The organism is Mycobacterium saskatchewanense, assembly GCF_010729105.1.
Lineage (GTDB): Bacteria > Actinomycetota > Actinomycetes > Mycobacteriales > Mycobacteriaceae > Mycobacterium > Mycobacterium saskatchewanense.
In genome coordinates this window covers 968,174-990,288 of the sequence record NZ_AP022573.1, presented here as the reverse complement: position 1 = coordinate 990,288, position 22,115 = coordinate 968,174, and the positions used below count along the sequence as shown (strand labels likewise).

The window sequence follows — 22,115 nt, the reverse complement described above, 5'->3', positions numbered from 1 at the left end:
CAGTACGGGGACATGTGAGGATCCAGCTCGGCGTCTTCGGTTACGGCGAGTTGGGCAGTTATGTCGACAAGTCAGTCGACGTGTCGACTCCCGTCCAGAAGCTCGGCGAACTCAAGGAATTAGCCGCAGTCACCGAGTCGGTCGGCCTCGACCTGTTCGGCCTGGGCGAGCACCATCGGCGGGAATTCGCCATCTCTGCGCCCGCGGTAGTTTTGGCTTCACTGGCCGAACACACCAGATACGTCCGGCTCGCCAGCGTACTGACCGTGCTCGCCTCGGACGACCCCCTTCGGGTCCTTGAGCAGTTTTCTACCTTGGACGCCTTGTCAAACGGTCGCGCCGAGTTGTTTGTGGGACGCGACGAGTTTCCCGAGGCTTTTACACTGTTCGGCCACCGACTCACTGATGACGACGACCTACTGGAGGAGAAGCTTGAGCTCTTGCTGCTCCTGCGGGGCAAGGCGAACGTTACGTGGTCCGGCAGGTGGAGAGCGGCGCTTCGAAACGCATCCGTGGCGCCAATACCCCGGCCCGCCTTGCCGATCGGTATCACAACGAGCAAGAACAGGCGGCGCATCGGGTTGGCGGCATCGTCGGCGGTGCCGCTGACCATCCTCATCGGAAGGGGCCGGTGGGATTCTTACGTCCCTTACGCAGACCTCTACCGAAACAGCTTCGACAGCAGGGTTGCCGCGCGTCCCCACATCACCATCCTCGTGCCGGCTCATCTGGCCGAAACTCCCGAACGCGCATTGCGCCAGGCCGGCCCGTTCTACGGACCCCATCTGCTGCGTGGACACGCGGACGCAAACAAGGTCATGCTCTCGGGGCCGATGATCCTCGGACATGCGCCGGCGGTGACCGAGCAGCTGCTGCAGCTTCACGCCGTCCTCAGACCGCAGCGCGTCCTATTCGAAATCGGCCGCAATAACATGCCGATCGGTAAGACCATCCGGGCAGTAGAAATTCTCGGCGAGCAGGTGGCCCGATCTGTCTACCACGAGCTGCCGAACGCCGACCCGACGTGAGATCAACGCTTCAGGGGTGAGCTTCGACAGCCCGCGTCATCGTCGATTGTCTTGTCGGTGTCCTTACCCGAGGCCGCCCAAGCGCCGGTGCGGCACCTGGCCGCGACGCGCGGATGCTCGACGCGCCCCTTACTCGCGACATCCGAGGCAGTGAGCTATTCGTTGTCGATTCCGGACCGCAGCGCCGAGATCGCGTCCCGCAGGGCCGCACGACTACTGATACCCAGTTTCGGGTAGATCCGGTAGAGGTGCCCTCCCACGGTGCGAGGCGAGAGAAACAGCTGGGCACCAATCTCTTTGTTGGACAGACCGCCGGCCGCGAGCTCCGCGATAGTCAATTCCTGTGGAGTCAGCTCAGTCGCACCCTCTGGCGCGCCGGCCTTGTCTCGCGCTGCCCGCAACTCGCCTCGTGTGCGTTCCGCCCAAGGAGCCGCTCCGAGGGCCTCGAACGTGGCGAGCGCCTCGTGTAGGAGCAGTCGCGCGTCTTGCAGACGCAGCTCTCGACGCAGGCGACTTCCGTAGGCGAGCTGTACCCGGGCGTAATCGAACGGCCACGACGACGGGTCCGTGGCGTGCAAGGCGGTCTCGAAGTTCGCTATACCTTCGGGGCTTTCGTCTGCAAGACCGGCGGCACCGGCCGTCAAGAGCGCCAGGCGCGGCGAAAGGTCGCGTATCTTCAGGTCGATCATCGCCTGGACGTGAGCCATAGCATCTTCGCGGCGCCCGGTGCGCAGCGCGGCCTCGACCAGGTCGTAAGCGACCCAAAGCGCGTGTGGTTGGTAGCGGTCGAAGGTTCCCGGTCGGCTCAGGGCCCTCGCGTGACGATAGGCGCTTTCCCAGTCGCCCTGCGCTTGGGCCGCCAGGGTGCGTGCGTGATGGTTGAGGCGTTGTATTCCAAACGCTTCCCGGGCCAATGCGCTCACGTCAAGCTGGGCGGCCCACCGGGCAGCTTCGGTGACATCACCGCGCACCGCGGCAAGAAGGGCCTCCGCGTAGAGAAAATACCAACTAGAAGTCATACCAGTGTTTTTCGACGCCTCAACCCCTTCGTCGGCCAACTCCTGGGCTCGCTGCCAGTGTCCGGCGGCGTAGTCGTCGAGGAACTGCACCATCAGCGCACGGAAGTATGGCCGCAACGCGTCCCCGTGCCGTCCGTCTTCGATGAGACGCCAGGTCGCTCTCCGCCCAGGCGCAAGGAGATCGACATAGGTGCCCGCAGTGTTCAATCGGACGATCGTCATCGAGTCGGCATCGTCCGCCTTCGCGTCGATCACACGTTTCAGTTCGTCGCGAACACCGGACCCGAGTCGAACGGGATCACCAAAAGCCCGGGCCAGCAGCGAAAGTTCTTGCGGACAAAGAGGTCGGAGCCTTTCGAGCGCTTGAAAATACGAGTCGAAATAGCTGGGCACCCCCGCCTGCCAGCAGATGATGAACCACGCGTAGAAGAGCTCGACGAGTTCATCGTTGTCGGCATGCCAGCCGTGCCATCCCGCGGCGACCACATTTTCGATCATGTGGTGTGCAGACCCGCAGTCACCGCCGGTATCCGCGTAGAGTACTGCCGTGGCGATGACGGCGTGCAAATTACCCGCATCACATTCGGGTAGATGCCGGAAGTCGTTAAGGTGCCGCGACGCGTCGGCCGGCTCGCCGATCACCTCCGCCTCGAGATACGCCGCCTGGGCAAGCCAGCGGCGGCGAGCCTCGATGTCGGGGCTCAGCCGGGCCGCACGCACGAGGCCATGGGCGCAGCCGTAAACATCACCGCGCCGCAACGCCTCGTTGGCCGCCTCCTGAAGCAGGTGCGCTGTGTCCCCATCGAGGTCGACCGCGGCGTCGGCGAGATGCCAGGCCCGCCTTGATGGCTGGTCGCACAGTGCCTCGGCGAGGAACAAATGAGCCATGCGAACCTGCTCGGCATCGGCGTCCTCGACCACCGCGGACCTGATGAGCGGATGCACGAACCTGAGCGACAACTGCGAATGATCAACGACCACCAGACCGGCCCGCTCGGCGGGTGCCAGGTCGCGGAAGTCTATGCCCACGCGTGCCAGCACGGAGAGATCTTCCCGCCCATCCAGCGCGAGCAACAACAGCGATCGTCTGGTTGCATCCTCGAGATCGGAGATTCGAAAAGCAAACGATTCTTTCAGGCGATCGGTCAAAGGGACGTGATGGCCACTTTCGCCGCGATCTCGGTGACGATGCTGAAAGACGGTGCCGAGCTCCAGGATCGCCAGCGGATTGCCTTGGGCGTGTTCCAGGACCCGGCGCCGCGATGCTGTCGGCAAATGCGGGTGCCGTTGCCTTAGCAACAGTTCGGATTCTTCACCGTTGAGCGGCCGGACGTCGAGTTCTGTCAGTACGCGTCGGTCAAACGGCAACTGCTCGGTGTCCCGCGCGGTCCCGATGAAGCCGGTCCGCGTGCCGGCAACTCGCTGGATGACAAACCCGAGGACTTTCGCGCTCGCCGCATCCAGCCACGGAAGATCATCGACCACGATGAGGATCGGCCGCTGACGGGAGGCCCGCTCGAGAAGTGTCGAAGCCGCGTCATAAATCAACAGCGGGGTCGAGGGCGGACCGGCCGCATACCCCAGTGCGACGTCAAGGGCCTGTCGATGTGCGCGCTGGATAAGGTCGAAGTGAACCCGCAGTGGAGCGATCAAACGGTTGAGGCCCGCATAGCTGAGCGTGGCTTCGAACTCAACGCCCTCCGTTGCCAGCACGCAGAGGCCGAGGGCGCCCGCGATCGCTTTCGCCTCGTCGAGCAGCCTGGTCTTGCCGACACCAGCCGGCCCGACCAGGAGTTGCGCGCCGCCGCTACTGGCGGTTTGGTCGACAAACCGCCTGACCGCTTCGAGCTCGCGATCCCGGCCGACCAGCACCCGTTTCGACTGCACCGGCGCTACCAGGGGGTTCACGGGTCCATTGTCAGCCATTCCGAGGCTCACGGCCACAGCAGCGGCGTGACCGCCATGGGACAGCCCAGTCGGAGCGTTTTTTCCTTTGACCTCGGCACGGAACCCCCGGGACTGCCTGCCCGGCGGCTGCCGCGCATCGGTGACGGGCCTAAATTCTTGCGATGGCATCGCAGTGGCAGCAGCGCGTCGACGGTCCTGCCGAATGCACGGATATCCGCGCGCTCTACGCCGACGAGACCAACTTCCGCGCCACCGGGTGTCGGTCGTTCGTCCCGGGCGAGCGCTAGACGCTCGGCCCGATCTTTCACGACGCCGCGTAGCCGCTTGCAGCCGGCCCTGTGGCGCCACCGCTTATCCGCTGCCCGGTCCCTCGGAGCCGGACTGCCAGTTTCCGGGCAACATCGGGGCGGTCGATTGGTTACCGAAGTTGTCGCCCGCCAACGTGGTCAGGCCGCTCGCCGGTTGTCCGGGTCTCCCACTCGCGGTGCCAGCGAAGCCGAGGGGGCCCGCGCCGCCCTGACCGGTGGGCTCCGCCGCGGACGTTTCGTCAGGATCGACCGTTGCGGCGCGGGCCACGGAGTCCGCGTCGAGGAATTCGTAGCGGTAGCCCCTGTCGATGTGCCCAGGCGCCGCTCGTCGGCGCTGCCGCGTTTGGTCGGGCTTCGGATCTGATGCCGCTGCCGCCGACGGAGCGGCGGCGGCGGCCGATGTCGGCCTCCGCACCGGGCATGGTGTCCGCGATTCGGCGTCGGTCGGCAATCCGCCGACCAGGTACGGGAGGGCCAAAGTGTCTGTAGCCGGGCCTCCCTCGGTTCCCGTGAACGGTGGCGGTGCGGTTGGCGCGCCCCAAGGGGGCGGGGCGGGGCCCGGCCCGGGAGCGAACGTGGGGGTGACCGCCGACGCGACGGCGGGAGCTGGGGGAGTGACCGGCGGATTGGACAGCGTTGCAACGGGTGCCGGGACCACTGCCGCCGGACTGGCCGCCGGTGCGGCCATGCCCGCCAAGCCAGCGAGACCGGTGAATCCGCTCGCCGGCGCCGGGGCGGCCGCAGCCGATGCGATCAGCCCTAGCGAATACACCGGATTGCCGGCGACGAACGTGGGCAGGGCCGTCAGCAGCGTCGGATAGTTGTAGAAGATGTTGATCAGCACCAGCGTTCGGTGAACGACGAACTGCGTACCCAACAACGCGATGGCCTCGACAAGTTGCTCGGGGTTGTTCGCATACATCGGGAGCATTGTCTCGGCGCGCGAGAGAAACATCGACAGCGTCGGGTTCAGTGTCGTGGGAGGCCCAAGCGGGTTGATGGGGAAGATCGCTTGCAGCCACTGCTCGGGAGTTGTGGGCAATGACGTCCCCATGCCGGGCATGTTGCCCATTCCGGAGCCCATGCCCATCCCGGAGCCAACACCCATTCCGCTGGTGTTCCCCCCACTCCCCGAGTCCGCCTTCGTGATCTGCGGCGCCGGTGCGGTGCTCGGCGCGGCGGCCATCGCGGCGGTCGATGTCGCTTCGTAGGTGGCCATGGCGGTGGCGGCCTGGATCCACATACGCGCGTAGTCCGCCTCGTTGAGGGCGATCGGGACGGTGTTGATGCCGAAGAAGTTCGTCGCCACCAGCACGCCGTGGACGGTGTGATTCGCTGTGAGCTCGGCCGGCGTCGGCATGGAGGCCACGGCAGCCGTGTAGGCCGTCGCCGCGGTTTCGTGCTGGGCGGCCAGCGCGGCGCAGTCGGCGCTGGCCTGCAGCAGCCAGGCCACGTAAGGGGCGTGCGCGACCACGTATTGCGCGGCGCTCGGGCCCTGCCACGCCCCGGCCTGTGCGCCTGCAAGCAATGTGGACGCCTGCAAGCAATGTGGAGAGGTCGCCTGCCGCCGCCGCGTACTCGCGGCCCAGGGCGGTCCATGCTGCCGCAGCAGTCAGCAGCGAGCCGGGGCCCGGCCCGCTCGAAAGCAGCAGCGAGTGCAGCTCGGGCGGTAAAGCCATCCAGATTGGCGTTGTCACGTCAGGCAGGTGGTATCGACAAACGTTGCGTAACGGGACGATCGACGGTGCCGTACCCCGGTCCACCCGCGCCCACGCAGCCCCCTTTCGGGCGAAGTTGACGAGGCGACTTGTTCCGCCGACAACAGTGTACGTAGTCAATATCCGTAGATGCGGATTAATTGCTGCTAGTTTTCTGCATATGAGGGTTATTCGGGTGATTCTCCCTGCGTCCCAGCGGGCCGCGTGAGGCGAGCGCTGACCGCGGCCCTCAGACGGGCCCACGCGCCGCAAGGCCATTGTCCCGGCAAGGTGTGGTCCTTCGACCCTTCGCCGCGGCGGCCCGTCGCGGCCACACTCGTTGGATGACGCAGTTTGACGGTGGCGGCGCCGCTGAGCGTCTACTGGCCGATCGGTTGGTTTCGCTGCGGGGCCATCAAAGGCTGTTCGACGACCGGGAGGATGCTGGGAGGCAGTTGGGCGAGCGCCTCAAATCCTTGCGCGGCCAAGACGTAGTGGTATTGGGACTGCCCCGCGGCGGCGTTCCGGTCGCCTTCGAAGTCGCCAAGGCGCTGAACGCCCCGTTGGACGTTCTCGTGGTTCGCAAACTGGGGGTGCCGTTCCAGCCGGAACTGGCCTTCGGGGCGATTGGTGAGGGCGGCGTCCGTGTGATCAACCAGGACGTCGCGCGGGAGGTCCGGTTGTCCGAAGCGGATATCGCCGCAGTCGAAGCGAAGGAGCGCGCCGAGGTGGCGCGCCGCTCGGAGCGATTCCGTCAAAGGCGCGAGCGGATCTCTTTGGCGGGGCGGACAGCACTCATCATCGATGACGGTGTCGCCACCGGCGCGACCGCCAAGGCCGCCTGCGAGGTGGCGCGCGCGCAGGGTGCCAGCCGAGTGATCCTCGCGGTGCCCATTGGTGGGGGCGATATCTTCGCGCGCTTTTCCAGCTACGCCGACGAGGTGATCTGCATGCATACACCAGCATTCTTTTTCGCCGTTGGGCAGGGATACCGCAATTTCACCGAAACCTCCGACGCCGAGGTGGCCGCGCTGCTTGACCGCGCGCGGGAAGGGTTTTCCGAGCCGCCTGCCGGCGTCGCAGCCGACGACCCGCCGCTGCGTGATGAGGAAGTTCGGGTCAGCGCCGGACCAGTCATGGTCGCGGGGCATCTGACGGTTCCGGAGCGGCCGCTCGGAATCGTCGTCTTCGCGCACGGGAGCGGAAGCAGCCGCCACAGTGCCCGAAACCGCTACGTGGCAGAAGTTTTGAACGATGCGGGCATCGCCACCCTGCTGTTCGACCTGCTGACTCCCGAAGAAGAACTCAATCGCGCCAACGTCTTTGACATCGAATTGTTAGCCCGACGGCTGGTGGACGTCACGGCTTGGCTGGCGACTCAGCGCGAGACGGTCGGGCTGCGGATCGGCTACTTCGGTGCCAGCACAGGAGCCGGCGCGGCGCTGGCGGCGGCCGCCGATCCGCGGGTGAACGTCAGCGCCGTCGTCTCCAGAGGCGGCCGCCCTGATCTGGCCGGTTGGGCGTTGACCAAGGTTCAGGCGCCGACGCTGCTGATCGTGGGCGGGCGCGATGACGTGGTCCTCGGGCTGAATCGGCAGGCAAAGTCGATGATGCCGGGCGTCTGCAAGCTCACCGTCGTTCCCGGCGCAACGCACCTCTTCGAAGAGCCCGGCACCCTCGAGCAGGTAGCGGTGCTCGCTCGCCGCTGGTTCATCGAGCACCTCAGCCAAGTGGCCGCGACGGCTCAAAGCCAGTGACCCTGCACCGCGGCGATGCAAGCGGCTCAGCCGATTTCGGCGCGAAGCCCTTCGTGTCGCTGCTCGAGTTCGCTGCTCACACCGATGAAGAGATTGTGCGCGTCGACGTCGAGGCCCCTGAGCCTGACGCGGAGCTCGCCCGGCCGCGTGTCGATGACGATGCTGCCGGACGGGCGCAGTGGGTACTCGTTGGAGCCCGGCGCGCCGGCAGTCAGCTCGAGTCCGTGGTCGTCCCTGAGCCGGTCCGCCAGGGCCGTCACAACCTCTTCTTCAAGTTCCGTGGCATCGACTGTCTCGGGCACGGTCACCGTCAGGTTGGTCACGACGGCGACGCTACCAGCTTGGAAGGCCAACACGATGGCCCCTCAGGGGGCCTACCAGGGGAGTGGCGGCCGATCCCGGCGTCCCCTCCGGTCGAACGGCTTCGCCGGAAGGGACGAATGACCCTAGGCGGGCTAACCATGCCGCCCTTAATTTCGAACTGTCCGGCCCAAAATGCAGGGACCCAACAACGATTCAGGAGTGCGCGATGACCGTTGATGACTTGGTTGCCATCCGATGAGTACCCCCTATGGTGGAACGGGTCCGGCCGCAGGCGAATACAGCACGGATGACGACAACCAGCTTCAGCCGGAGGACACCCTCATCGACCGTGGCCTCGACGACGTGCTCGACGAGGGGTATTCACCGCCGGAGCGACCGTACGGACGGGGCGCCTTCGGTCCGTCGGAAAGCATGGACCAGATACTGGCCGAGGAAGAGCCGGATCCTGCGTCCCGGATCAATGTCGTGCTCGACGAAGCCGAGCGGCAGCGCTCCGACGCATTCGAGCGCGAATTCGAATTCCCCGCGGAGCGACGCGAGGTAGGTGGTGTGCGAGCGGGCCGTCTGGTCGCGCCCGACCACGGATTCGGCGAAGACGTTGACGAAGAGTTGGTCGCCGAGGACGTCGGGATCAGCGGAGGCGCAGCATCCGCCGAAGAAGCGGCAGTTCACATCATCGACGACGAGGACTGACGAACGGCGCGGAAACCGCTTCCAGTCAACAGGTTCGGATTGCGCTGGCAAGTTCCATGATGTCCGACATACGGCAGGGACACTTGATCATGAAGATGTGGATACAAATCCAGGGTCACGACGACGACGATGAATACCCGGATGGCGCGACCTATGAAATCGTCACCGGTGGTGTATTGAAGGTGACCAGCGGCAAGGATATTCACCTTTTCAGCCCCGGGCACTGGCAAGAGGTCATGATCGACACTCGCCCAACTGGGCAGCGCACCGAGGGTGGCGAAGAGTTGAACGACGAGCTCAACTGGCAGTAATGGCGGCTCCCTTGAAGCCTTGAATTGAACCGACCTGGCCGCTCAGGGGCGCTGCGGTGCTGGCACGGCCTTGTCGGGGCGATCCGAAAACGCGGGGTATTCGACCGGCTTACTGGATGCCTCCGACGGAGCGACATGCTCAGGTGCTTCGGGGTGGGAGAAAAGGTTTGAGTTGTCCATGTGGGTCCTTAAAGATGAATCCTCGGCTGGTGCGCGGTGTTGACGGATGAACGACAATCGCGCACTGATCTCTCTGGTGATGCGCTTACGATTCGCGATGACCGCGAGAAGACGGTTCGCCCTCAACTGTACAGGCAGCTGGCGCGGGGCAGGTAGGGGCACCGGCCGTGCGCGGCGGGTGGGCACGTTCGGAGTGCTGTATGCTGGACTCAACGTTGGCCGTCAATGCGACGGCCGGCACGTCGTGAAACGTTTCTCTATCCTTCCGGTGTCACCCCTGAATCAGTGGCTGACGCACTCAATCCGGCAGTTCGTATCGCGGCGATCGATTTTGCCCACCGGCAATCTCGCCACCTTGTGCTGACCGACCGCGTGCATTGCCGCCGCCAACTCGGCACAACCGATGCTGAAAGACATCAAGTGACTACTGGCAAAACGTTTGCCGATCTTGGCGTGCGCGAATCACTCATCGGAGTGCTCGCCGACCGCGGGATCACCCATCCCTTTCCCATCCAGGTCGAGACACTTCCCGACACACTCGCCGGCCGCGACGTCCTAGGCCGCGGCAAGACCGGCAGCGGCAAGACGCTCGCCTTCTCGATCCCTATGGTCAGTCGGCTGGCCGGCCGCCCGCGCCGCCCGTCGCGCCCTTCGGGTCTGGTGCTGGCCCCGACCCGGGAGCTCGCGAGCCAGATCACCGCGACGCTGGAGCCGTTGGCCGCCGTCAACAATCTCCGGGTGACCACGATCTTCGGCGGCGTGTCGCAAGGTAGGCAGGTGGCGGCGCTGAAGTCAGGTGTCGACATCGTGGTGGCCTGCCCGGGCCGCCTCGAAGATCTGATGAAGCAACGCTTGGTCAGCCTCGACTCGATCGAGGTCACGGTGATCGACGAGGCCGACCACATGGCCGATCTCGGCTTCCTGCCCGGGGTCACCCGCATTCTGGCGGCCACCCCGAGCGGTGGCCAGCGGCTGCTGTTCTCTGCGACCCTCGACAACGGCGTCGACAAGCTCGTCAATCGATTCCTGCACGACGCGGTGCTGCACTCCGTCGACAGCTCCAACTCGCCGGTCCCCGAAATGACCCATCACGTCTTCCATGTCGCGGGCGCGGAAGCCAAGAACGCATTAGTCCACCGGCTTGCCTCCGGTACCGGCCGCCGAATTCTGTTCATGCGCACCAAACATCAGGCACGCAAGTTGGCAAGGCAGCTGACCGAATCCGGGGTGCCCGCAGTTGACTTGCACGGCAACCTATCCCAGCCCGCGAGGGACAGAAATCTCGCGGCCTTCGCCGCCGGGGAGGCGCGCGTGTTGGTGGCTACTGACATCGCCGCGCGCGGAGTACATGTCGACGGAATCGAATTGGTGGTGCACATCGATCCGCCCGCCGAACACAAGGCGTACCTGCACCGATCCGGACGCACGGCGCGGGCCGGAAACGCAGGCGAGGTCGTGACCGTCGTGCTGCCCGAGCAGCGCAAGGACGCTCAGGCGCTGATGCGACGCGCGGGCATCCGTGTCACCCCGCGGGAGGTCACCGCCGACTCAGCGGCCGTGCATGCGGTGGCCGGTGAGGTGGCTCCCTACCAGGCTCCCGCGCCGAAAAAGACGGTACCGCCGCCTGCGTCGCCGCCGCGCCGTTCCAGCTCGGCCAGTCGGGGGCGGGGCCGTCGCTCCGGCCGCAGAGCCTGAACAACTTTGCGCCACAATTCTTTTAAATATTTTGGGTGGCACATGCTAGGCTTGTGGGTCGGGTGTTGAAGGTACATCCGCATTGAAATGAGAGAAGTAAGTAAATGGCACAGGGAACTGTGAAATGGTTCAACGGTGACAAGGGCTTCGGCTTTATCACCCCTGACGACGGTGCGAAGGACCTCTTCGTCCACTACTCCGAGATCCAGGGGAATGGCTACCGCTCACTCGAAGAGAACCAGCGCGTTCAATTCGAGGTTCAGCAAGGAGCCAAAGGACCCCAGGCAGTAGGAGTTACTGCCGTCTAAGAAACCCCATACCTGACTAGTGGGCTGGTGCGACTCTCGCACCAGCCCACTGGCGTTTCAAGAGTGGTACGCCCAGGCCGGGGCCACCCGCGCCTATATTGCGACAATGGTTCGCATGGCTGAACAAAGCATCTGGATGCAGAAGGTTGCGGCCAACCCCGGTCACTCGCGCTGGTACATCGAGCGCTTTCGTTCCATGGCTCGCGCCGGCGAAGACTTGGCGGGCGAGGCCCGCATGGTGGACGCAATGGTGCCGCGTGGTGCCCGCATCCTCGATGCCGGGTGCGGTCCCGGCAGGGTGGGCGGCTACCTGGCCGAGGTCGGTCACCGGGTGGTCGGTGTCGACGTCGACCCGGCTCTGATCGAGGCGGCCGAGCAGGACCACCCTGGGCCGCGCTGGCTCGTCGGCGACCTGGCCGAGCTCGACCTGCCGGCGCGCGGCATCGCCGAGCCATTCGACGTCATAGTGATGGCAGGAAATGTCATGACATTTCTTGCCCCCGGCAGCCACGTCCGGGTGCTGGGCCGGGTGCGGGCCCACCTCGGTGTCAGCGGTCGGGCGGTGATCGGCTTCGGCGCCGGTCGCGGGTACGAGTTCAAGCAATTTCTCGCGGACGCGGCGGAGGCGGGGTTGGTGCCGGACCTGCTGCTGTCTACCTGGGACCTGCGACCGTTCAGCGATGACGCGGACTTTCTGGTCGCGGTCCTTCGGGTGGTCTAGCGAGCCCACGCGGTCCCGCAGCGCCGACTGTGCCGCGTTTAGACCGCCGGGAATCGGGGAATGGAAGGACCAGCGATTCAACACACGTCGAGCTAGGAGGCCGCTGATGGCGACGGTTCTTATTTGCTGCGCCTGCGGTTATCCCACGGTTGGTCTGGAGCTGTGCTTCTATTGCCGGCCCATCGCCGGACAAGCGCTGAATGGTGGCCAACAGTTCGATGGGGTCTATCCGCCGACCAGTTCGCGGCAGAAATCCGAGGTATGGGGCTCCGCGCCCAATCCGATCGCGCGGGCCAGCTAGGTCCCGACGACCCCGGGGGTCACCGCGCGAATCGCGCGCGAGGTACGGACTGGCTCGCCTCGGTCTTTGGACGGACGGCGCCGCTGGGCGCGCCTAAAACGTAACAGTGACGAAATGGGCGATTCCGGGCTTCTTCGAATAAGGGGTCTGAGGCGGTGCCGGCCGATATGTCGGGCGCCATTGAGGCAATCTCCGCCAAGGCCGCGCCGAGGCGCGATCGACCAGCATCCGGGGCGAACATCGCAGTGATCGCTCGCCCTGCCCGAAGACGGGCATTCCGTCACTGTGACGATTCGGCCAGGTTCCGCAGGGAATGAAGCGCGGAGCGATCGCGGGCGACTGGGCAGTTGCACGGTTGGATCGCCATCGTTACGCGGCGGCCCAGGCCCTCATCGGACCGCTCATGGTCTTGCGGATTAATCTCAACCAGTTCCGGATCGGAGACTGGTCGGATGGAGCATCTCCGCAGGTCCGGCCGTCGGCGCGCGACCCCGTTGTGCCGATAAGCGACATTATGTCAAGTACGCCGTATTACCCCGTGGTCTATCGAGGCTGTCCAACGCTCATAGATCGAGGACGATGCGCAGTGCCGCATCAACGCGGCGCATCTCATCGAAGCTTAGGAACCCGACGCTCGTGCCGAGTCGGCCCGGGTCGACTGCGGCGGCCTGTTCGGCAAGCACGCGGGTGTTCACGCCGCCGATTTCAACTTCGGGACGAAAGCTGGCGGCACGGGCCGACGTGGATGTTGGTGCAACCAGCCACGTCGACAGGGGCAGTTGATCTGACTGGACTACTACGGCGTAGCGGGAACCGGACTGCTCGTGACCGCGACTCCCGCGCGGGGCACGCAACTGAAAGACCTCACCACGCACGCAACGTCTCCATGTCGCGCAGCACCTGCATGGCCTCAGCGCGGTCAGACTCGTCTTCAGCAAGCCTTTCCGCCTCGGCACGAATCGCCGCGCCGGCCTTCCGTCGTGCAGCATCGATAAGAGCAGATCGGACGGCTACGGACACGGCGGTTCCATCTTTGGTCAAGACCTCCAGCGCCTTCGATGTGTCTTCGTCGGGCCTGAATGTGATTGTGTCAGCCATTGCAACAGTGTACGACGTTTTGTAAGACGACCGCTGGATCCACCTGAGCGTTTTTTCACCCAGCATCGGCAACTCCAGCAGCGCCTATCCACCGACAACCGGTGTGGCCCGGAGCAAACAAAATATGCGCGTCTGGATCGTCTCGGCCATTGCTCTCAGTGGCACCCGTGCCACTATAAAGATCAGAAGCTCCAGTCCTGCCCAGCGCTCGCGTCGGCGCTCGATTCAGGTTGAATACGACGGAATCGAATATCGCGGGTTACCAGTAAGCTGGGTCGCATCGGGCTTGGCGGCTTTCTCATCGAACCTGGGCGCACCGCGCGACATGCCTGTGGTCGTCGGCTCGGGGCGTCACCCGAGCCGACGAGTGCGCCACCGCGACAGATCCGCGTCGAGCACCGCAGGATCCCTTTCGGGAAAGATTTCTTCGGTGATCGCCAGGTGCCGGATGCGGTCGAGGTGAAATCCGCGGATGCCTTCGCGCAGCCGACACCATCCCACGAACACCCACGCATCACCTCCGCGCAGCAGACCCATCGCCTCGACGTCACGGGTGGTGCGGGTCTTGCCGTCCTCAGAGGTGTAGTCCAACCGTACGATTCTGCGCGCGGCGATCGCCTCGGGAATCAGCGAGATCGCCGCTTCCGACGGCGACTGAGAGTCGATGACGAACATCGACGCCAAAGCCTCATCGACTGGGGCGAGCTGTTCCTCGCGGCTGATTGCAAGGACCTTCGCCCGCGCCCGACGCGCCGCTGCACCATACGGCGAGGTCTCCAGCAAACCAAGCCCCGCGAGCACCGCCAGCGACTCGGGCACCGTGAGATTCAGTGGCGGCAGGGAGTGTTCCCGCAGGATCGAATACCCGCCCGACGCTCCGTGGTCGGCATATATCGGGACCCCTGCAAGCTGAAGCGACTGGATGTCACGCTCAATCGTGCGCTTCGACACCTCGAATTCCTCCGAGAGCCGAGCGGCCGACAAAGGCCGACGTGATCCGCGCAGCAGATCCACCAGCGCGTATAACCGCTCGGCTCTCCTCATGAACGTGAGTCTCCCGGTCTCAGGTGAGATGCGTGCGCGTCCCGGTCACCGACCACACCTCGCGGATCAGCCCATCCTCCGTGAAGTCGAAGACGTCGATCCCGCCTGCAGCAAATTCCCCCATCTGCACGTTCCACAGCATCCGCCCGTGCACACCGTCTACGGATCGCGCCACTTCGGTGAACACCACATCCGGATGCTGTTCGCGATACCGATCCAGGAACCGAACGAAACTCTCGGCGCCCAGCACGTCGTCCCCCGGGTTCGACCCATCGGTCTCTGAGATCAAGAAATGAATCCGGAAATTCTCACTGCAGATCCGACGGGCGATCTCACTGTCCGTGTTCCACATCTCCAGCCACACCGCGAGCGCCGCATCGGCAGCAGCCCAGTTTTTATACATCATGTTCGCGTTCTCGTTCATGCCACCAGCATCAGACACTGCTGCGACAACGGTATGTCGGTGTTTGAGTGCCAAGCCGAGAGGCGCGACGCAACGCTGAGGGTTCGCCGCGCCGGGCACCAAACCACGCGACCGCCAAATCGAATGAAAACGGACATCGATAAGTTGGCCATTTTCCAGCTGAAGGGTGACAACAATACTGAGACTGGACAGCGGTGACGGCGCAGTGCTTAGAGGTCAAGGACGATGCGCAGTGCCGCATCAGACGCATCTCATCGAAACTGAGGAACCCGACGCTCTTGCCGAGCCGGCGACGTCAACCGCCGCGGCCTGCTCGGCAAGCACCCGGTTCCCCGTGGATGAGTCCATCAGGGTTTTGGAGTCCTGCGGCCTGATGTCGGGCTGGAAGATGATGGCCCACACCGCGTTCGGCGCATCCGCGAGGATCGACGGGATCGTCGACTCGAGGCCATAACCGTTGCAACGGTCACCGCTCGGTATCCATTTGCAAACGCAACGGAGTTTCAGCCAGCAGAGGTCTACCGTTGACACTAGTCACATCGTTAACATCCTGCGATGCACAATTTGCCCCCGGCGGCCAGCCATGGGCGACTGCGTACGGTTTCTCGGCGCGACGCGCTGCGCTACGCCACTGCGTTGGCCGGTCTGGGTGCCGCATCAATGGGTTGCGGCATGCCCATGGCGGCCGGTGCGCCCCCTCAACTGATCGACTTCGCCGCGCGCCAAATTCCGGCGCAGCAGATCCGGGCCGCCGGTTATAGCGGGGTGGTCAACTACGTCTCGCTGTCACGTCCTGGCGCGTCGTTTGGCGCCAAGCCGATCACTCGGCCCTACGCCGAGTCACTCACGGCCGCGGGCTTGGTGATCGTCAGTAACTACCAATACGGGAAGCCAGGTGGGACGGCACCGTCGGACTTCACGCGGGGTTACGCCGGCGGCATTGCGGACGCGCGTACCGCCTGGCAGCTGCACACCGCGGCAGGCGGCGGTCAGGGTGCGCCGATCTTCTTCACCATCGACGAGGACATCAACCGAGACACCTGGAATCGCGTTGCGCTGCAGTGGTTTCGCGGAATCAATGCGGTTCTCGGAGTTCAACGTACCGGGGTCTACGGAGGCATCAATGTCTGCCAGTGGGCCGTGGCCGATGGCGTTATCGGGGCTTCGAGCACAACTGGCCGCCGGTGGGCCTGGCAAACTCGCGCATGGTCCGGCAGTCAAGTCCACCCCGCCGCTGTTCTCTACCAGCGCGTCGTGAGCACCGCGTCCAATCCCGGTCCGCTGGTCGGCGGACTCGCAGTCGACGTCAACGACGTCCTAGCCCCCGATTGCGGCCAGTGGAACCTCCATCCGTCGAGTCATCCGAATGGCGATGTGAGGTAGGGCTGCTGATAGGCGCTGCGCTCGGCATCATCGCGCCCTTCTCAGGTGCCTATTTTCATTAATCTTCAACGGTCGATCTTCCTGCCGATCGCGCTGTGTCGGCCAGTACTACGTCCTCGTCACTAGCGGCAGTTCCGGCAGAAACAAAGCGCTCTCAGTATTCGGGAACCCAGCAGCCGGCAGGAAACCAGAAACCAGCTCAAGATGCCCGGCGCGGTCGACCCACTCCTCAACCAGCACGTGCAACACCTGCCGGACAATGTGCCCGCCGCGGCAACGCATCGACCCCGCACCCAGACTCCAATGCCGGTGCGCCCTAACGCCAATCACGAGATCGTCGGTGGACATCGCGTCGCTGCCGTCTCGCTGCACCGCGGCGATACACAACATCACCACCCGGCCGGGCGGCACCTCGACCCCGCCGACCGTCGTTGGTTGTGTCGTAAAACGTTGGCAGCCCTGCACCATCGGCTCCAACCGTAAGACCTCTTCAACGAACTCGCGTATCAGCTCAGGCTGATGTCGAAGCATCTCGCACAATTCGGGGCGGCGGGCCAACTCGAACAAGTGCCAGCCGGCGTGTTTGGACAGGTTGCGGAACGCCTCGGACAAGACGTGGCCGGACCGCCCAGCCAGGTGCTCAGCAGGCAGTAACCGCAGGCGCGCCACGATGTCGAAAAGGGCGCCAGAAATCGGCGTGGTCACCTCGGCCACCGCGTCACCCCCACCGGCGGTTGAAGTACGATCGATCAGCCCGGCGACGGTCGGACGGAGCGCCGCCGCAATCTCATGAGCTGATTTCGGTGCGAACAGCTGCTGGTGAACGTCGAGGTCGCTCTCGGGAAGAGCGCGGGCGCGATCCAACCTCGCATCGTCCAGGTGCGCTAACACCTCGTCCCGCCCGACGACGAACACCCAGTTAGCCCCTGGATCTCGCAAAACCGGACCGGCCTGTCGCGCCAGGCGCCAACCCAAGCCGCGGTCTGTGCTTAGGGCGGTTCCCGCCTCGGCGGGAAAGACCGGACAATCGGCGAGCTTCACGTGCCCCCTGCTTATTCTCAGCGGTGTGGCGCCTTCATTCCCGCAAAGTCGCCGCCCGTGCGCCATGGGCGTATCCCTACGCCGAGACCATGATCTGCTGACCGCTGCGGCGCACCCAAAAGCGACCGTACCCGTCCGCGCGCGGCGACTTGTGGGGCACCCCGATCGTCGCGACCAATTCGGCGTCAATGGGTGGCCGAGGGGAGCCGATCGATTCATCTGGCTCTCGGTGGGACGGCCCCCGGCAGCTCCCCTCAAGTCTCGCCCGCGATAGCGAGATTCAACCGACCCCGGCCCCGCCGTATCCGTCGCTATTTCTGTTGCTTCCACGTCGGGGCCGCGGCCGCACAGTCGTCAGAACCGCAGCCTGCTGAAATTTGCCGGCGGTTGTCAGGTTGTAATCAGTCGCTCACGCTGAAACGCTTGAGTCGCGACGTCGCCCCCGACACCAATTCGACTCTGCTTCTTGGCAATCCGAGGTGTGCTGCCAACAGCCGGATGACTGCCTCATTGGCCTTTCCGTCAATCGCTCGCTCCCGGACGAAGATCGTCAGCTCGCCATCCGGACCGACCTCGACAAGGGGCCCCCTGCGGCTGCCGGGCTTGACCTTGACGACGACGGAGTCGTTCATGCCACGTAAGGCTACCGTCGGGACGACGCACCGATGAATACTCCGCCCCCTTTGGGGCCCGGCATGCGCTGGCCGCGGTTTACCGCGCAGCCGGATTCGTCAGTGCGGTGAGTCTGTGGAAGGCGCGGCGCCGCGCCTGCGTCCGGCGATTGCCGCGTCGAGCAGCCCGAGCGCGACCGGTCGCTTGGCGGAACCGGCGCAGCCACGTGGTGAGCCGCTCTTCGGGGCGCAATACGTCTCTCCCCCGCCGTTTCGTAAGTCGTGTGCCTCGCGTCGATGTGGCTACGGGTGGCTGATGATGTTGTCGTTGATCCCTCGGACGAGCATGAAGGCGGCGGTCATGGTGTTTTGCCCGCACGCTCGCACATCCACGACGACGTTGCGGCGCGCGCTCATCGAGCGCTCACACTCGCCGCCCTTGTGCTGGGTCGGGTCGGCCGGCAGCAGCACCGTCGTGGCGATGCCCGCGCTGTCGGTGACCACCGTGATCTTGGCGTGATCATCCGGTTTGCCGTTGCTGTAGAAGACGGTCACCTCTTTGAGCCGGCAGCCCTGCCACGCTGACAGCTGCCGCTCGTAAAAGCGTTGTGCCCCAGACGCGTCGGGAAAGGCGACGACCGCTTGGATCATCTTATGCCGCCCGGGCTTGGCTTCCTCCAGACCCTGGGCCGCCAGGCCGGTATACCCCGATCCCGCATAGGTGCTGTCCAATACGGGCGCCACCGCGCTGCTGCATGTGGCCGGGTTCATCGACACCCCTGAGGCGGGTGACGTCTCCACGTCGTGGGCGGTCATGGGCACGTTATTGAGCACCTTCCCGACCTGCTCGGCAGTCGCGAGCAGGCTCGGCAACGTTCCGACGTCCAACGCCGGTGCCGCCGCGGCGGCGCTTGGTGACGGTGAGGCTGGCCCCGGGCTGGCCGAGGCGGACGGTTGGGTGGACGACGACCGTGCCGTGCTGGACGTGGGCCCGGAATCGCTCCTGCCCAGCACAACGAGTGTGATCACCAGAACCGCGGCGATTACCACCGCGGCGCCCGCGACCCACCATGGCCACACGGGGCGGTGCGGCGGCGACGGCGGGTACCCGCCGGCTGGCATGCCCGTGCCGCCCGGCGCATAGGGAAATGGCGGCGGAACCGGGAGGCCCTGCCAGGGTGGCGAGGGCATGCCCGGCCACGGCGGGGCGGCCGGCCCGGGCGGCGGCATCGGTACAGACGGATACGGGGGCCATCCCGGCTGCTCGTTCATGCCCTCGTTGCCCCGCCCGCTCCCCCAACCAGCGCTCATCGCTTAATCCTGCCTCACCACGGCGTGGCCGTCGGCGTCTTTGGTCGTAACCGTGTTCGGCTCGCCCCTTCCCGAGCAGGGCGGCGCCTCCGGCAGAGGTGGTTGGGCTGCAACACAACTGGCTTCAGCGGGGCGTCGCGCCCGAAACGGTAGCGCTTGGCACATCGAGGCATGTCGCCGATGGGTTGTTGACGGCCGAGGGCTGTCCCCAATTGCTATCTGGCCCACAGTTCTTGTGGAGCTACAAGTTCCACGTCGGAGAGGTGGCCACGCCGACTCCTCCCCCGCCGCGAAATGCCCCCAGTGCCTCCCGATCGATCGCGTCAGGGGTGTCCTCTGCCGCCCGGTGTAGCAGGCCGTTGCCGTCGACATAGTCGACGGCCAGCAGCGTCGAACTGGCCATCCCATGCGGGCGGGTCAAGAACGCGACTCCACCCCGAACGTGTAGCCGGCGACGGCGACCGTGGGCGAGGTGCCCGCGAGTCCGGGCAGCCCGTCGCGTTCGGCCACCGCATTGACCGCCGAACAGGTCGCGCCCGCACCGATGCGGGCCACGCATGCCCGCGCGTCGACGTCTGCGGTGTTCAATCCGGACGTGTCCACCAACAGCCGGTCGGATTCGGTCGGGGCGCCCGCGCCGTGTCCGCTGGCCTGTACCTGCAGGCTGCCCTGCGCGGTCCACCGCACGGCTTGGCCGACCTCTTCCGCGTTGCCCGGGTGAGCCATCATGGCCGGGTGCTGCGCTACTGTGGCGTCGTGCGGGTTGGTCCCGGTCAGGTATGCGGGGCTCCCCGGCGGTGACAGCAGATCGTTTCTCATCTCGGTCATCCCGTCCTTCGTCGATATGTTGACATTCTCAGGACACCAGCAGCAGTGCGGTCGTGACGAGCATGACGGCGGCGGTGGCGCCATGCACACCCCAGGCGACCGACTTCGAGCCGCCGTTGCGGAGCACGATGGCCGCATCGGCGAGCGGAATGATCGTGGCAGCCAACATGACCGAGCCGAGCAGGTGCGTCGCTTCGGCGACCATGAGAATGATGACGAACAGTCCCGCCGCGATGTCGCGCACGCCCTTGACGCTCAGGTAGGCGCCCGCGCCCGGTTGGTCCAGGTCCGGCAGCACGCCGTAGCCGGCCGCGGCGACGCGCGGCGCGACGAGGAAGCGTGCACCGATGAAGATGATGCCCGCGGCGAGCAGTCCGGCGAGTAGGTAGCCGATGATGGTGGTCATGTCGAGCACTCCTTGGGTTTGTTAGCGAATCGGTGAAAACGATGTAGGGTCAAGCAGTATCGACTGGACTTCGACGATCTGGCCGACGTCGAAGCCGGCCATGTCGGCGGCGAATTCGGGGCTTTCCATGACGCGCCGGGTGACGTCTTCGGGGTCCGCGCCCGGTGGGTAACGGATCAGCGCGACGAGGCGGTTCAACCCACCGCTCGGATCGGTCCACACCCCGATGGTGGTGACCCCGAATGTCTCGAAGGTCGGCAGATGACGGGCCCAGTGAACCGTCGCGTATCGGCGCAACGCTTCTGGTGATCGCAGGGTGTAGATCCTGAACTGAAACATGGCCGGTGTTCTCCCTCAATTGGTTTGCTACGGCGTCAATGAGACGTCGTGTCAGACCATCAGCGCGACACACAGGGCGGCCACCGCCAAACCTTGCAGCATCGCACGCGCGTTGATGACCGAGTCCCACTTTGCCTGCAGCGCACGCCCATTCGGCAGCGCACACCCGGCGTTGGCGGCGGCTGTCAACTGTCGATTGATCGGCGCGCTCACGCGTGCATAGAGGCCGATCCAGGCCAACAGCAGGATCAACGCGGCGCCCGAGGCGATGGCCTGCGCCCAATGTGCGGCCACCGTGGCCAGCGCCGCGCTTGCTGCGGTGGCGACGACTCCCAGTACCCCAGGCAGTGGCATGCGCCGGTCTCCGTAGCGATGCATGCCTCCCGCGACCGCGACCAGGGCACGGTCGTCGACCAGCGCCAAAGCCGGCCTCAGCACCATCGCGCAGAACACATCGGTGCCATAGACCACCGCGGTTCCCAGCACCGCGATCAGTGCGGCGGCGCGGGTGATGACGTTTACGTCCATGTCGTAGCTCCTCTCAGCTCATTGCTAGCAACGCTAACCCCAGCCCGCCGTCGCGTCAATAGCAGTGCTAGCGTTTCTGTCCGTGCTAGCATCAAGCATGGCAATTGAGGATCGTCGCGAGCGCGAGCGAGCCGCCAGGCGGCGGCTGATCGTCACCACGGCGCGCAAATTAGCCGAGGACGAGGGTTGGGATGCCGTCACCACCCGCCGGTTGTCCACGCAGATCGAATACAGCCAGCCTGTGCTGTACAAGCACTTCACCGGCATGGAGCAGATCGCTGACGCTGTCGCCCTTGATGGCTTCGGCGAGCTCGCGGAGGCGATTCGTGCCGCTCGTTCCGACGGTGACGCCTCCGACGACTCCCTGAGCCGGATCGCGCGCGCCTATCTCGACTTCGCCCGCGATAACCCGGCGGTTTATGACGCGATGTTCACCCGCGCGACCGGGTTGCGGTTTGCCGCCCAAGACACACCGCCCGAGCTGACGGCGGCCTTCGGCGAGCTACACCAGGCGGTCCGCCTTGTCGCGGACGGGCGGGATGCGGACACGCTCACCGAAGTGTTCTGGGCCGCGCTACACGGCCTGGTGACCCTCAGCCGGACCGGTCGACTGCGGCCTGGATATGACTCGGAGCGTCTCGAACTGCTCGTCAAACAGATCACGGGCGGACGGAGAGCGACACGCGCGGCCAAGCGCTAGGCGGCACTTTTCCGTCGATCGCTGGGAGCGATTCAGAACAGAGCAGTGGCCAAAAGCGTTGTGCTGCTACTCACGCCGTGCTGGCAGACGAACGCGCGGCGAGTCAAAGACGAGATCCGTTCTGTCATCGGCTATCCCGGCAACGTCTACCA

26 protein-coding genes and 1 pseudogene are annotated in these 22,115 nt (G+C 65.2%); 12 read left to right on the top strand and 15 right to left on the bottom strand.

The features are described 5' to 3' along the window. Nucleotides 1-14: 14 nt before the first annotated feature. Complete coding sequence (locus G6N56_RS04590; protein WP_085257310.1) at nucleotides 15-1,028, top strand: LLM class flavin-dependent oxidoreductase; 1,014 nt, start codon at nucleotides 15-17, stop codon at nucleotides 1,026-1,028. Nucleotides 1,029-1,183: 155 nt separating this feature from the next. Here the strand turns inward: G6N56_RS04590 and G6N56_RS04585 are convergent, their stop codons facing one another. After that, nucleotides 1,184-3,955 carry a helix-turn-helix transcriptional regulator gene (locus G6N56_RS04585; RefSeq protein ID WP_158090749.1) on the bottom strand — a complete coding sequence of 924 codons (2,772 nt, stop codon included), beginning with the start codon at nucleotides 3,953-3,955 and terminating at the stop codon, nucleotides 1,184-1,186. Nucleotides 3,956-4,116: 161 nt separating this feature from the next. On the opposite strand from G6N56_RS04585, the gene G6N56_RS29405 reads away from it, so the two are divergent. Continuing rightward, nucleotides 4,117-4,242, top strand: coding sequence for a hypothetical protein (locus G6N56_RS29405; RefSeq protein ID WP_264019418.1), 126 nt, complete (start codon nucleotides 4,117-4,119; stop codon nucleotides 4,240-4,242). A 64-nt stretch (nucleotides 4,243-4,306) separates the two neighbouring features. Here G6N56_RS29405 and G6N56_RS29400 read toward each other — a convergent pair. Next, nucleotides 4,307-5,960 (bottom strand): annotated as a pseudogene (locus G6N56_RS29400) (PPE domain-containing protein). Nucleotides 5,961-6,304: 344 nt separating this feature from the next. Between G6N56_RS29400 and G6N56_RS04575 the strand changes: the two are divergent. Further along, entirely contained in the window at nucleotides 6,305-7,717 is a 1,413-nt protein-coding gene (locus G6N56_RS04575; RefSeq protein ID WP_085257308.1) for a phosphoribosyltransferase, read from the top strand. A gap of 26 nt (nucleotides 7,718-7,743) precedes the next feature. On the opposite strand, the gene G6N56_RS04570 is transcribed toward G6N56_RS04575, so the two are convergent. Then, complete coding sequence (locus G6N56_RS04570) at nucleotides 7,744-8,040, bottom strand: hypothetical protein (protein WP_085257307.1); 297 nt, start codon at nucleotides 8,038-8,040, stop codon at nucleotides 7,744-7,746. A gap of 235 nt (nucleotides 8,041-8,275) precedes the next feature. Between G6N56_RS04570 and G6N56_RS04565 the strand changes: the two genes are divergently transcribed. From G6N56_RS04565 to G6N56_RS04540, 6 genes are all read left to right on the top strand, one after another. Next, the gene (locus tag G6N56_RS04565; RefSeq protein ID WP_085257306.1) at nucleotides 8,276-8,734 is read left to right on the top strand and encodes a DUF5709 domain-containing protein; all 459 of its coding nucleotides are present in this window, start codon (nucleotides 8,276-8,278) and stop codon (nucleotides 8,732-8,734) included. An 89-nt stretch (nucleotides 8,735-8,823) separates the two neighbouring features. After that, the gene (locus G6N56_RS04560) at nucleotides 8,824-9,045 is read left to right on the top strand and encodes a hypothetical protein (protein WP_142280741.1); all 222 of its coding nucleotides are present in this window, start codon (nucleotides 8,824-8,826) and stop codon (nucleotides 9,043-9,045) included. Between the two features lie 600 nt (nucleotides 9,046-9,645). Further along, nucleotides 9,646-10,920: a DEAD/DEAH box helicase gene (locus G6N56_RS04555; RefSeq protein WP_085257304.1), complete on the top strand. Its 1,275-nt coding sequence runs from the start codon at nucleotides 9,646-9,648 to the stop codon at nucleotides 10,918-10,920. 104 nt (nucleotides 10,921-11,024) lie between these two features. After that, a complete protein-coding gene (cspE, locus tag G6N56_RS04550) occupies nucleotides 11,025-11,228 on the top strand; it encodes a transcription antiterminator/RNA stability regulator CspE (RefSeq protein WP_085257303.1) in 204 nt (67 codons plus the stop codon). Nucleotides 11,229-11,343: 115 nt separating this feature from the next. Next, nucleotides 11,344-11,949 carry a class I SAM-dependent methyltransferase gene (locus tag G6N56_RS04545; RefSeq protein WP_085257396.1) on the top strand — a complete coding sequence of 202 codons (606 nt, stop codon included), beginning with the start codon at nucleotides 11,344-11,346 and terminating at the stop codon, nucleotides 11,947-11,949. Between the two features lie 106 nt (nucleotides 11,950-12,055). Further along, a complete protein-coding gene (locus tag G6N56_RS04540; protein WP_142280740.1) occupies nucleotides 12,056-12,250 on the top strand; it encodes a hypothetical protein in 195 nt (64 codons plus the stop codon). A 563-nt stretch (nucleotides 12,251-12,813) separates the two neighbouring features. On the opposite strand, the gene G6N56_RS04535 is transcribed toward G6N56_RS04540, so the two are convergent. The 4 genes from G6N56_RS04535 to G6N56_RS04520 form a co-directional block, all read right to left on the bottom strand. Beyond that, on the bottom strand, nucleotides 12,814-13,125 hold the full coding sequence (locus G6N56_RS04535) for a type II toxin-antitoxin system PemK/MazF family toxin (protein WP_036446035.1): 312 nt from the start codon (nucleotides 13,123-13,125) through the stop codon (nucleotides 12,814-12,816). Next, nucleotides 13,115-13,348, bottom strand: a complete 234-nt coding sequence (locus G6N56_RS04530) for a hypothetical protein (protein ID WP_019971094.1) — start codon at nucleotides 13,346-13,348, stop codon at nucleotides 13,115-13,117. The genes G6N56_RS04535 and G6N56_RS04530 overlap by 11 nt, the downstream gene beginning before the upstream one ends. A 351-nt stretch (nucleotides 13,349-13,699) precedes the next feature. Then, a complete protein-coding gene (locus tag G6N56_RS04525; RefSeq protein WP_085257302.1) occupies nucleotides 13,700-14,392 on the bottom strand; it encodes a helix-turn-helix transcriptional regulator in 693 nt (230 codons plus the stop codon). A 19-nt stretch (nucleotides 14,393-14,411) separates the two neighbouring features. Then, the gene (locus tag G6N56_RS04520) at nucleotides 14,412-14,816 is read right to left on the bottom strand and encodes a nuclear transport factor 2 family protein (RefSeq protein ID WP_085257301.1); all 405 of its coding nucleotides are present in this window, start codon (nucleotides 14,814-14,816) and stop codon (nucleotides 14,412-14,414) included. Nucleotides 14,817-15,371: 555 nt separating this feature from the next. Here G6N56_RS04520 and G6N56_RS04515 point away from each other — a divergent pair. Further along, entirely contained in the window at nucleotides 15,372-16,199 is an 828-nt protein-coding gene (locus G6N56_RS04515) for a DUF1906 domain-containing protein (RefSeq protein WP_085257299.1), read from the top strand. Nucleotides 16,200-16,307: 108 nt separating this feature from the next. On the opposite strand, the gene G6N56_RS04510 is transcribed toward G6N56_RS04515, so the two are convergent. The 3 genes from G6N56_RS04510 to G6N56_RS28805 all read right to left on the bottom strand — a co-directional run bounded on the left by G6N56_RS04510 (nucleotide 16,308) and on the right by G6N56_RS28805 (nucleotide 18,685). Continuing rightward, entirely contained in the window at nucleotides 16,308-17,240 is a 933-nt protein-coding gene (locus G6N56_RS04510; protein WP_158090748.1) for a cytochrome P450, read from the bottom strand. Between the two features lie 401 nt (nucleotides 17,241-17,641). Continuing rightward, nucleotides 17,642-17,872: a DUF167 domain-containing protein gene (locus G6N56_RS04505; RefSeq protein WP_085257297.1), complete on the bottom strand. Its 231-nt coding sequence runs from the start codon at nucleotides 17,870-17,872 to the stop codon at nucleotides 17,642-17,644. Between the two features lie 282 nt (nucleotides 17,873-18,154). Then, the gene (locus G6N56_RS28805) at nucleotides 18,155-18,685 is read right to left on the bottom strand and encodes a sensor domain-containing protein (protein WP_232069303.1); all 531 of its coding nucleotides are present in this window, start codon (nucleotides 18,683-18,685) and stop codon (nucleotides 18,155-18,157) included. Here G6N56_RS28805 and G6N56_RS28800 point away from each other — a divergent pair. Beyond that, complete coding sequence (locus tag G6N56_RS28800) at nucleotides 18,573-18,995, top strand: hypothetical protein (RefSeq protein WP_232069430.1); 423 nt, start codon at nucleotides 18,573-18,575, stop codon at nucleotides 18,993-18,995. The two genes, G6N56_RS28805 and G6N56_RS28800, sit on opposite strands and share 113 nt — an antisense overlap. Before the next feature lie 408 nt (nucleotides 18,996-19,403). Here the strand turns inward: G6N56_RS28800 and G6N56_RS04495 are convergent, their stop codons facing one another. Genes G6N56_RS04495 through G6N56_RS04475 form a run of 5 tightly spaced genes read right to left on the bottom strand, consistent with a single transcriptional unit; the run spans nucleotide 19,404 to nucleotide 21,263 of the window. Then, the gene (locus tag G6N56_RS04495; protein ID WP_142280737.1) at nucleotides 19,404-19,583 is read right to left on the bottom strand and encodes a hypothetical protein; all 180 of its coding nucleotides are present in this window, start codon (nucleotides 19,581-19,583) and stop codon (nucleotides 19,404-19,406) included. Further along, nucleotides 19,580-19,990 carry an FAD-binding protein gene (locus G6N56_RS04490; protein ID WP_158090747.1) on the bottom strand — a complete coding sequence of 137 codons (411 nt, stop codon included), beginning with the start codon at nucleotides 19,988-19,990 and terminating at the stop codon, nucleotides 19,580-19,582. The genes G6N56_RS04495 and G6N56_RS04490 overlap by 4 nt, the downstream gene beginning before the upstream one ends. A gap of 28 nt (nucleotides 19,991-20,018) precedes the next feature. Further along, nucleotides 20,019-20,396, bottom strand: coding sequence for a DUF4267 domain-containing protein (locus tag G6N56_RS04485; RefSeq protein ID WP_085257395.1), 378 nt, complete (start codon nucleotides 20,394-20,396; stop codon nucleotides 20,019-20,021). Nucleotides 20,397-20,417: 21 nt separating this feature from the next. Further along, nucleotides 20,418-20,735: an NIPSNAP family protein gene (locus G6N56_RS04480; protein ID WP_085257294.1), complete on the bottom strand. Its 318-nt coding sequence runs from the start codon at nucleotides 20,733-20,735 to the stop codon at nucleotides 20,418-20,420. Between the two features lie 51 nt (nucleotides 20,736-20,786). Then, complete coding sequence (locus G6N56_RS04475; RefSeq protein WP_085257293.1) at nucleotides 20,787-21,263, bottom strand: DUF1772 domain-containing protein; 477 nt, start codon at nucleotides 21,261-21,263, stop codon at nucleotides 20,787-20,789. Nucleotides 21,264-21,360: 97 nt separating this feature from the next. On the opposite strand from G6N56_RS04475, the gene G6N56_RS04470 reads away from it, so the two are divergent. Continuing rightward, nucleotides 21,361-21,963 (top strand): TetR-like C-terminal domain-containing protein, encoded by a 603-nt coding sequence (locus G6N56_RS04470; protein WP_085257292.1) that lies wholly within the window; start codon nucleotides 21,361-21,363, stop codon nucleotides 21,961-21,963. Nucleotides 21,964-22,115: the final 152 nt, after the last annotated feature.

What these genes read in the sequence shown, in the direction of transcription:
- G6N56_RS29405 (WP_264019418.1), top strand. Translation starts at nt 4,117, where the DNA reads ATGGCATCGCAGTGGCAGCAGCGCGTCGACGGTCCTGCCGAATGCACG.
- G6N56_RS04575 (WP_085257308.1), top strand. Translation starts at nt 6,305, where the DNA reads ATGACGCAGTTTGACGGTGGCGGCGCCGCTGAGCGTCTACTGGCCGAT.
- G6N56_RS04565 (WP_085257306.1), top strand. Translation starts at nt 8,276, where the DNA reads ATGAGTACCCCCTATGGTGGAACGGGTCCGGCCGCAGGCGAATACAGC.
- G6N56_RS04560 (WP_142280741.1), top strand. Translation starts at nt 8,824, where the DNA reads ATGAAGATGTGGATACAAATCCAGGGTCACGACGACGACGATGAATAC.
- cspE (WP_085257303.1), top strand. Translation starts at nt 11,025, where the DNA reads ATGGCACAGGGAACTGTGAAATGGTTCAACGGTGACAAGGGCTTCGGC.
- G6N56_RS04545 (WP_085257396.1), top strand. Translation starts at nt 11,344, where the DNA reads ATGGCTGAACAAAGCATCTGGATGCAGAAGGTTGCGGCCAACCCCGGT.
- G6N56_RS04540 (WP_142280740.1), top strand. Translation starts at nt 12,056, where the DNA reads ATGGCGACGGTTCTTATTTGCTGCGCCTGCGGTTATCCCACGGTTGGT.
- G6N56_RS04530 (WP_019971094.1), bottom strand. Translation starts at nt 13,348, where the DNA reads ATGGCTGACACAATCACATTCAGGCCCGACGAAGACACATCGAAGGCG.
- G6N56_RS04525 (WP_085257302.1), bottom strand. Translation starts at nt 14,392, where the DNA reads ATGAGGAGAGCCGAGCGGTTATACGCGCTGGTGGATCTGCTGCGCGGA.
- G6N56_RS04520 (WP_085257301.1), bottom strand. Translation starts at nt 14,816, where the DNA reads ATGAACGAGAACGCGAACATGATGTATAAAAACTGGGCTGCTGCCGAT.
- G6N56_RS04515 (WP_085257299.1), top strand. Translation starts at nt 15,372, where the DNA reads ATGCACAATTTGCCCCCGGCGGCCAGCCATGGGCGACTGCGTACGGTT.
- G6N56_RS04505 (WP_085257297.1), bottom strand. Translation starts at nt 17,872, where the DNA reads ATGAACGACTCCGTCGTCGTCAAGGTCAAGCCCGGCAGCCGCAGGGGG.
- G6N56_RS04490 (WP_158090747.1), bottom strand. Translation starts at nt 19,990, where the DNA reads ATGACCGAGATGAGAAACGATCTGCTGTCACCGCCGGGGAGCCCCGCA.
- G6N56_RS04485 (WP_085257395.1), bottom strand. Translation starts at nt 20,396, where the DNA reads ATGACCACCATCATCGGCTACCTACTCGCCGGACTGCTCGCCGCGGGC.
- G6N56_RS04480 (WP_085257294.1), bottom strand. Translation starts at nt 20,735, where the DNA reads ATGTTTCAGTTCAGGATCTACACCCTGCGATCACCAGAAGCGTTGCGC.
- G6N56_RS04475 (WP_085257293.1), bottom strand. Translation starts at nt 21,263, where the DNA reads ATGGACGTAAACGTCATCACCCGCGCCGCCGCACTGATCGCGGTGCTG.
- G6N56_RS04470 (WP_085257292.1), top strand. Translation starts at nt 21,361, where the DNA reads ATGGCAATTGAGGATCGTCGCGAGCGCGAGCGAGCCGCCAGGCGGCGG.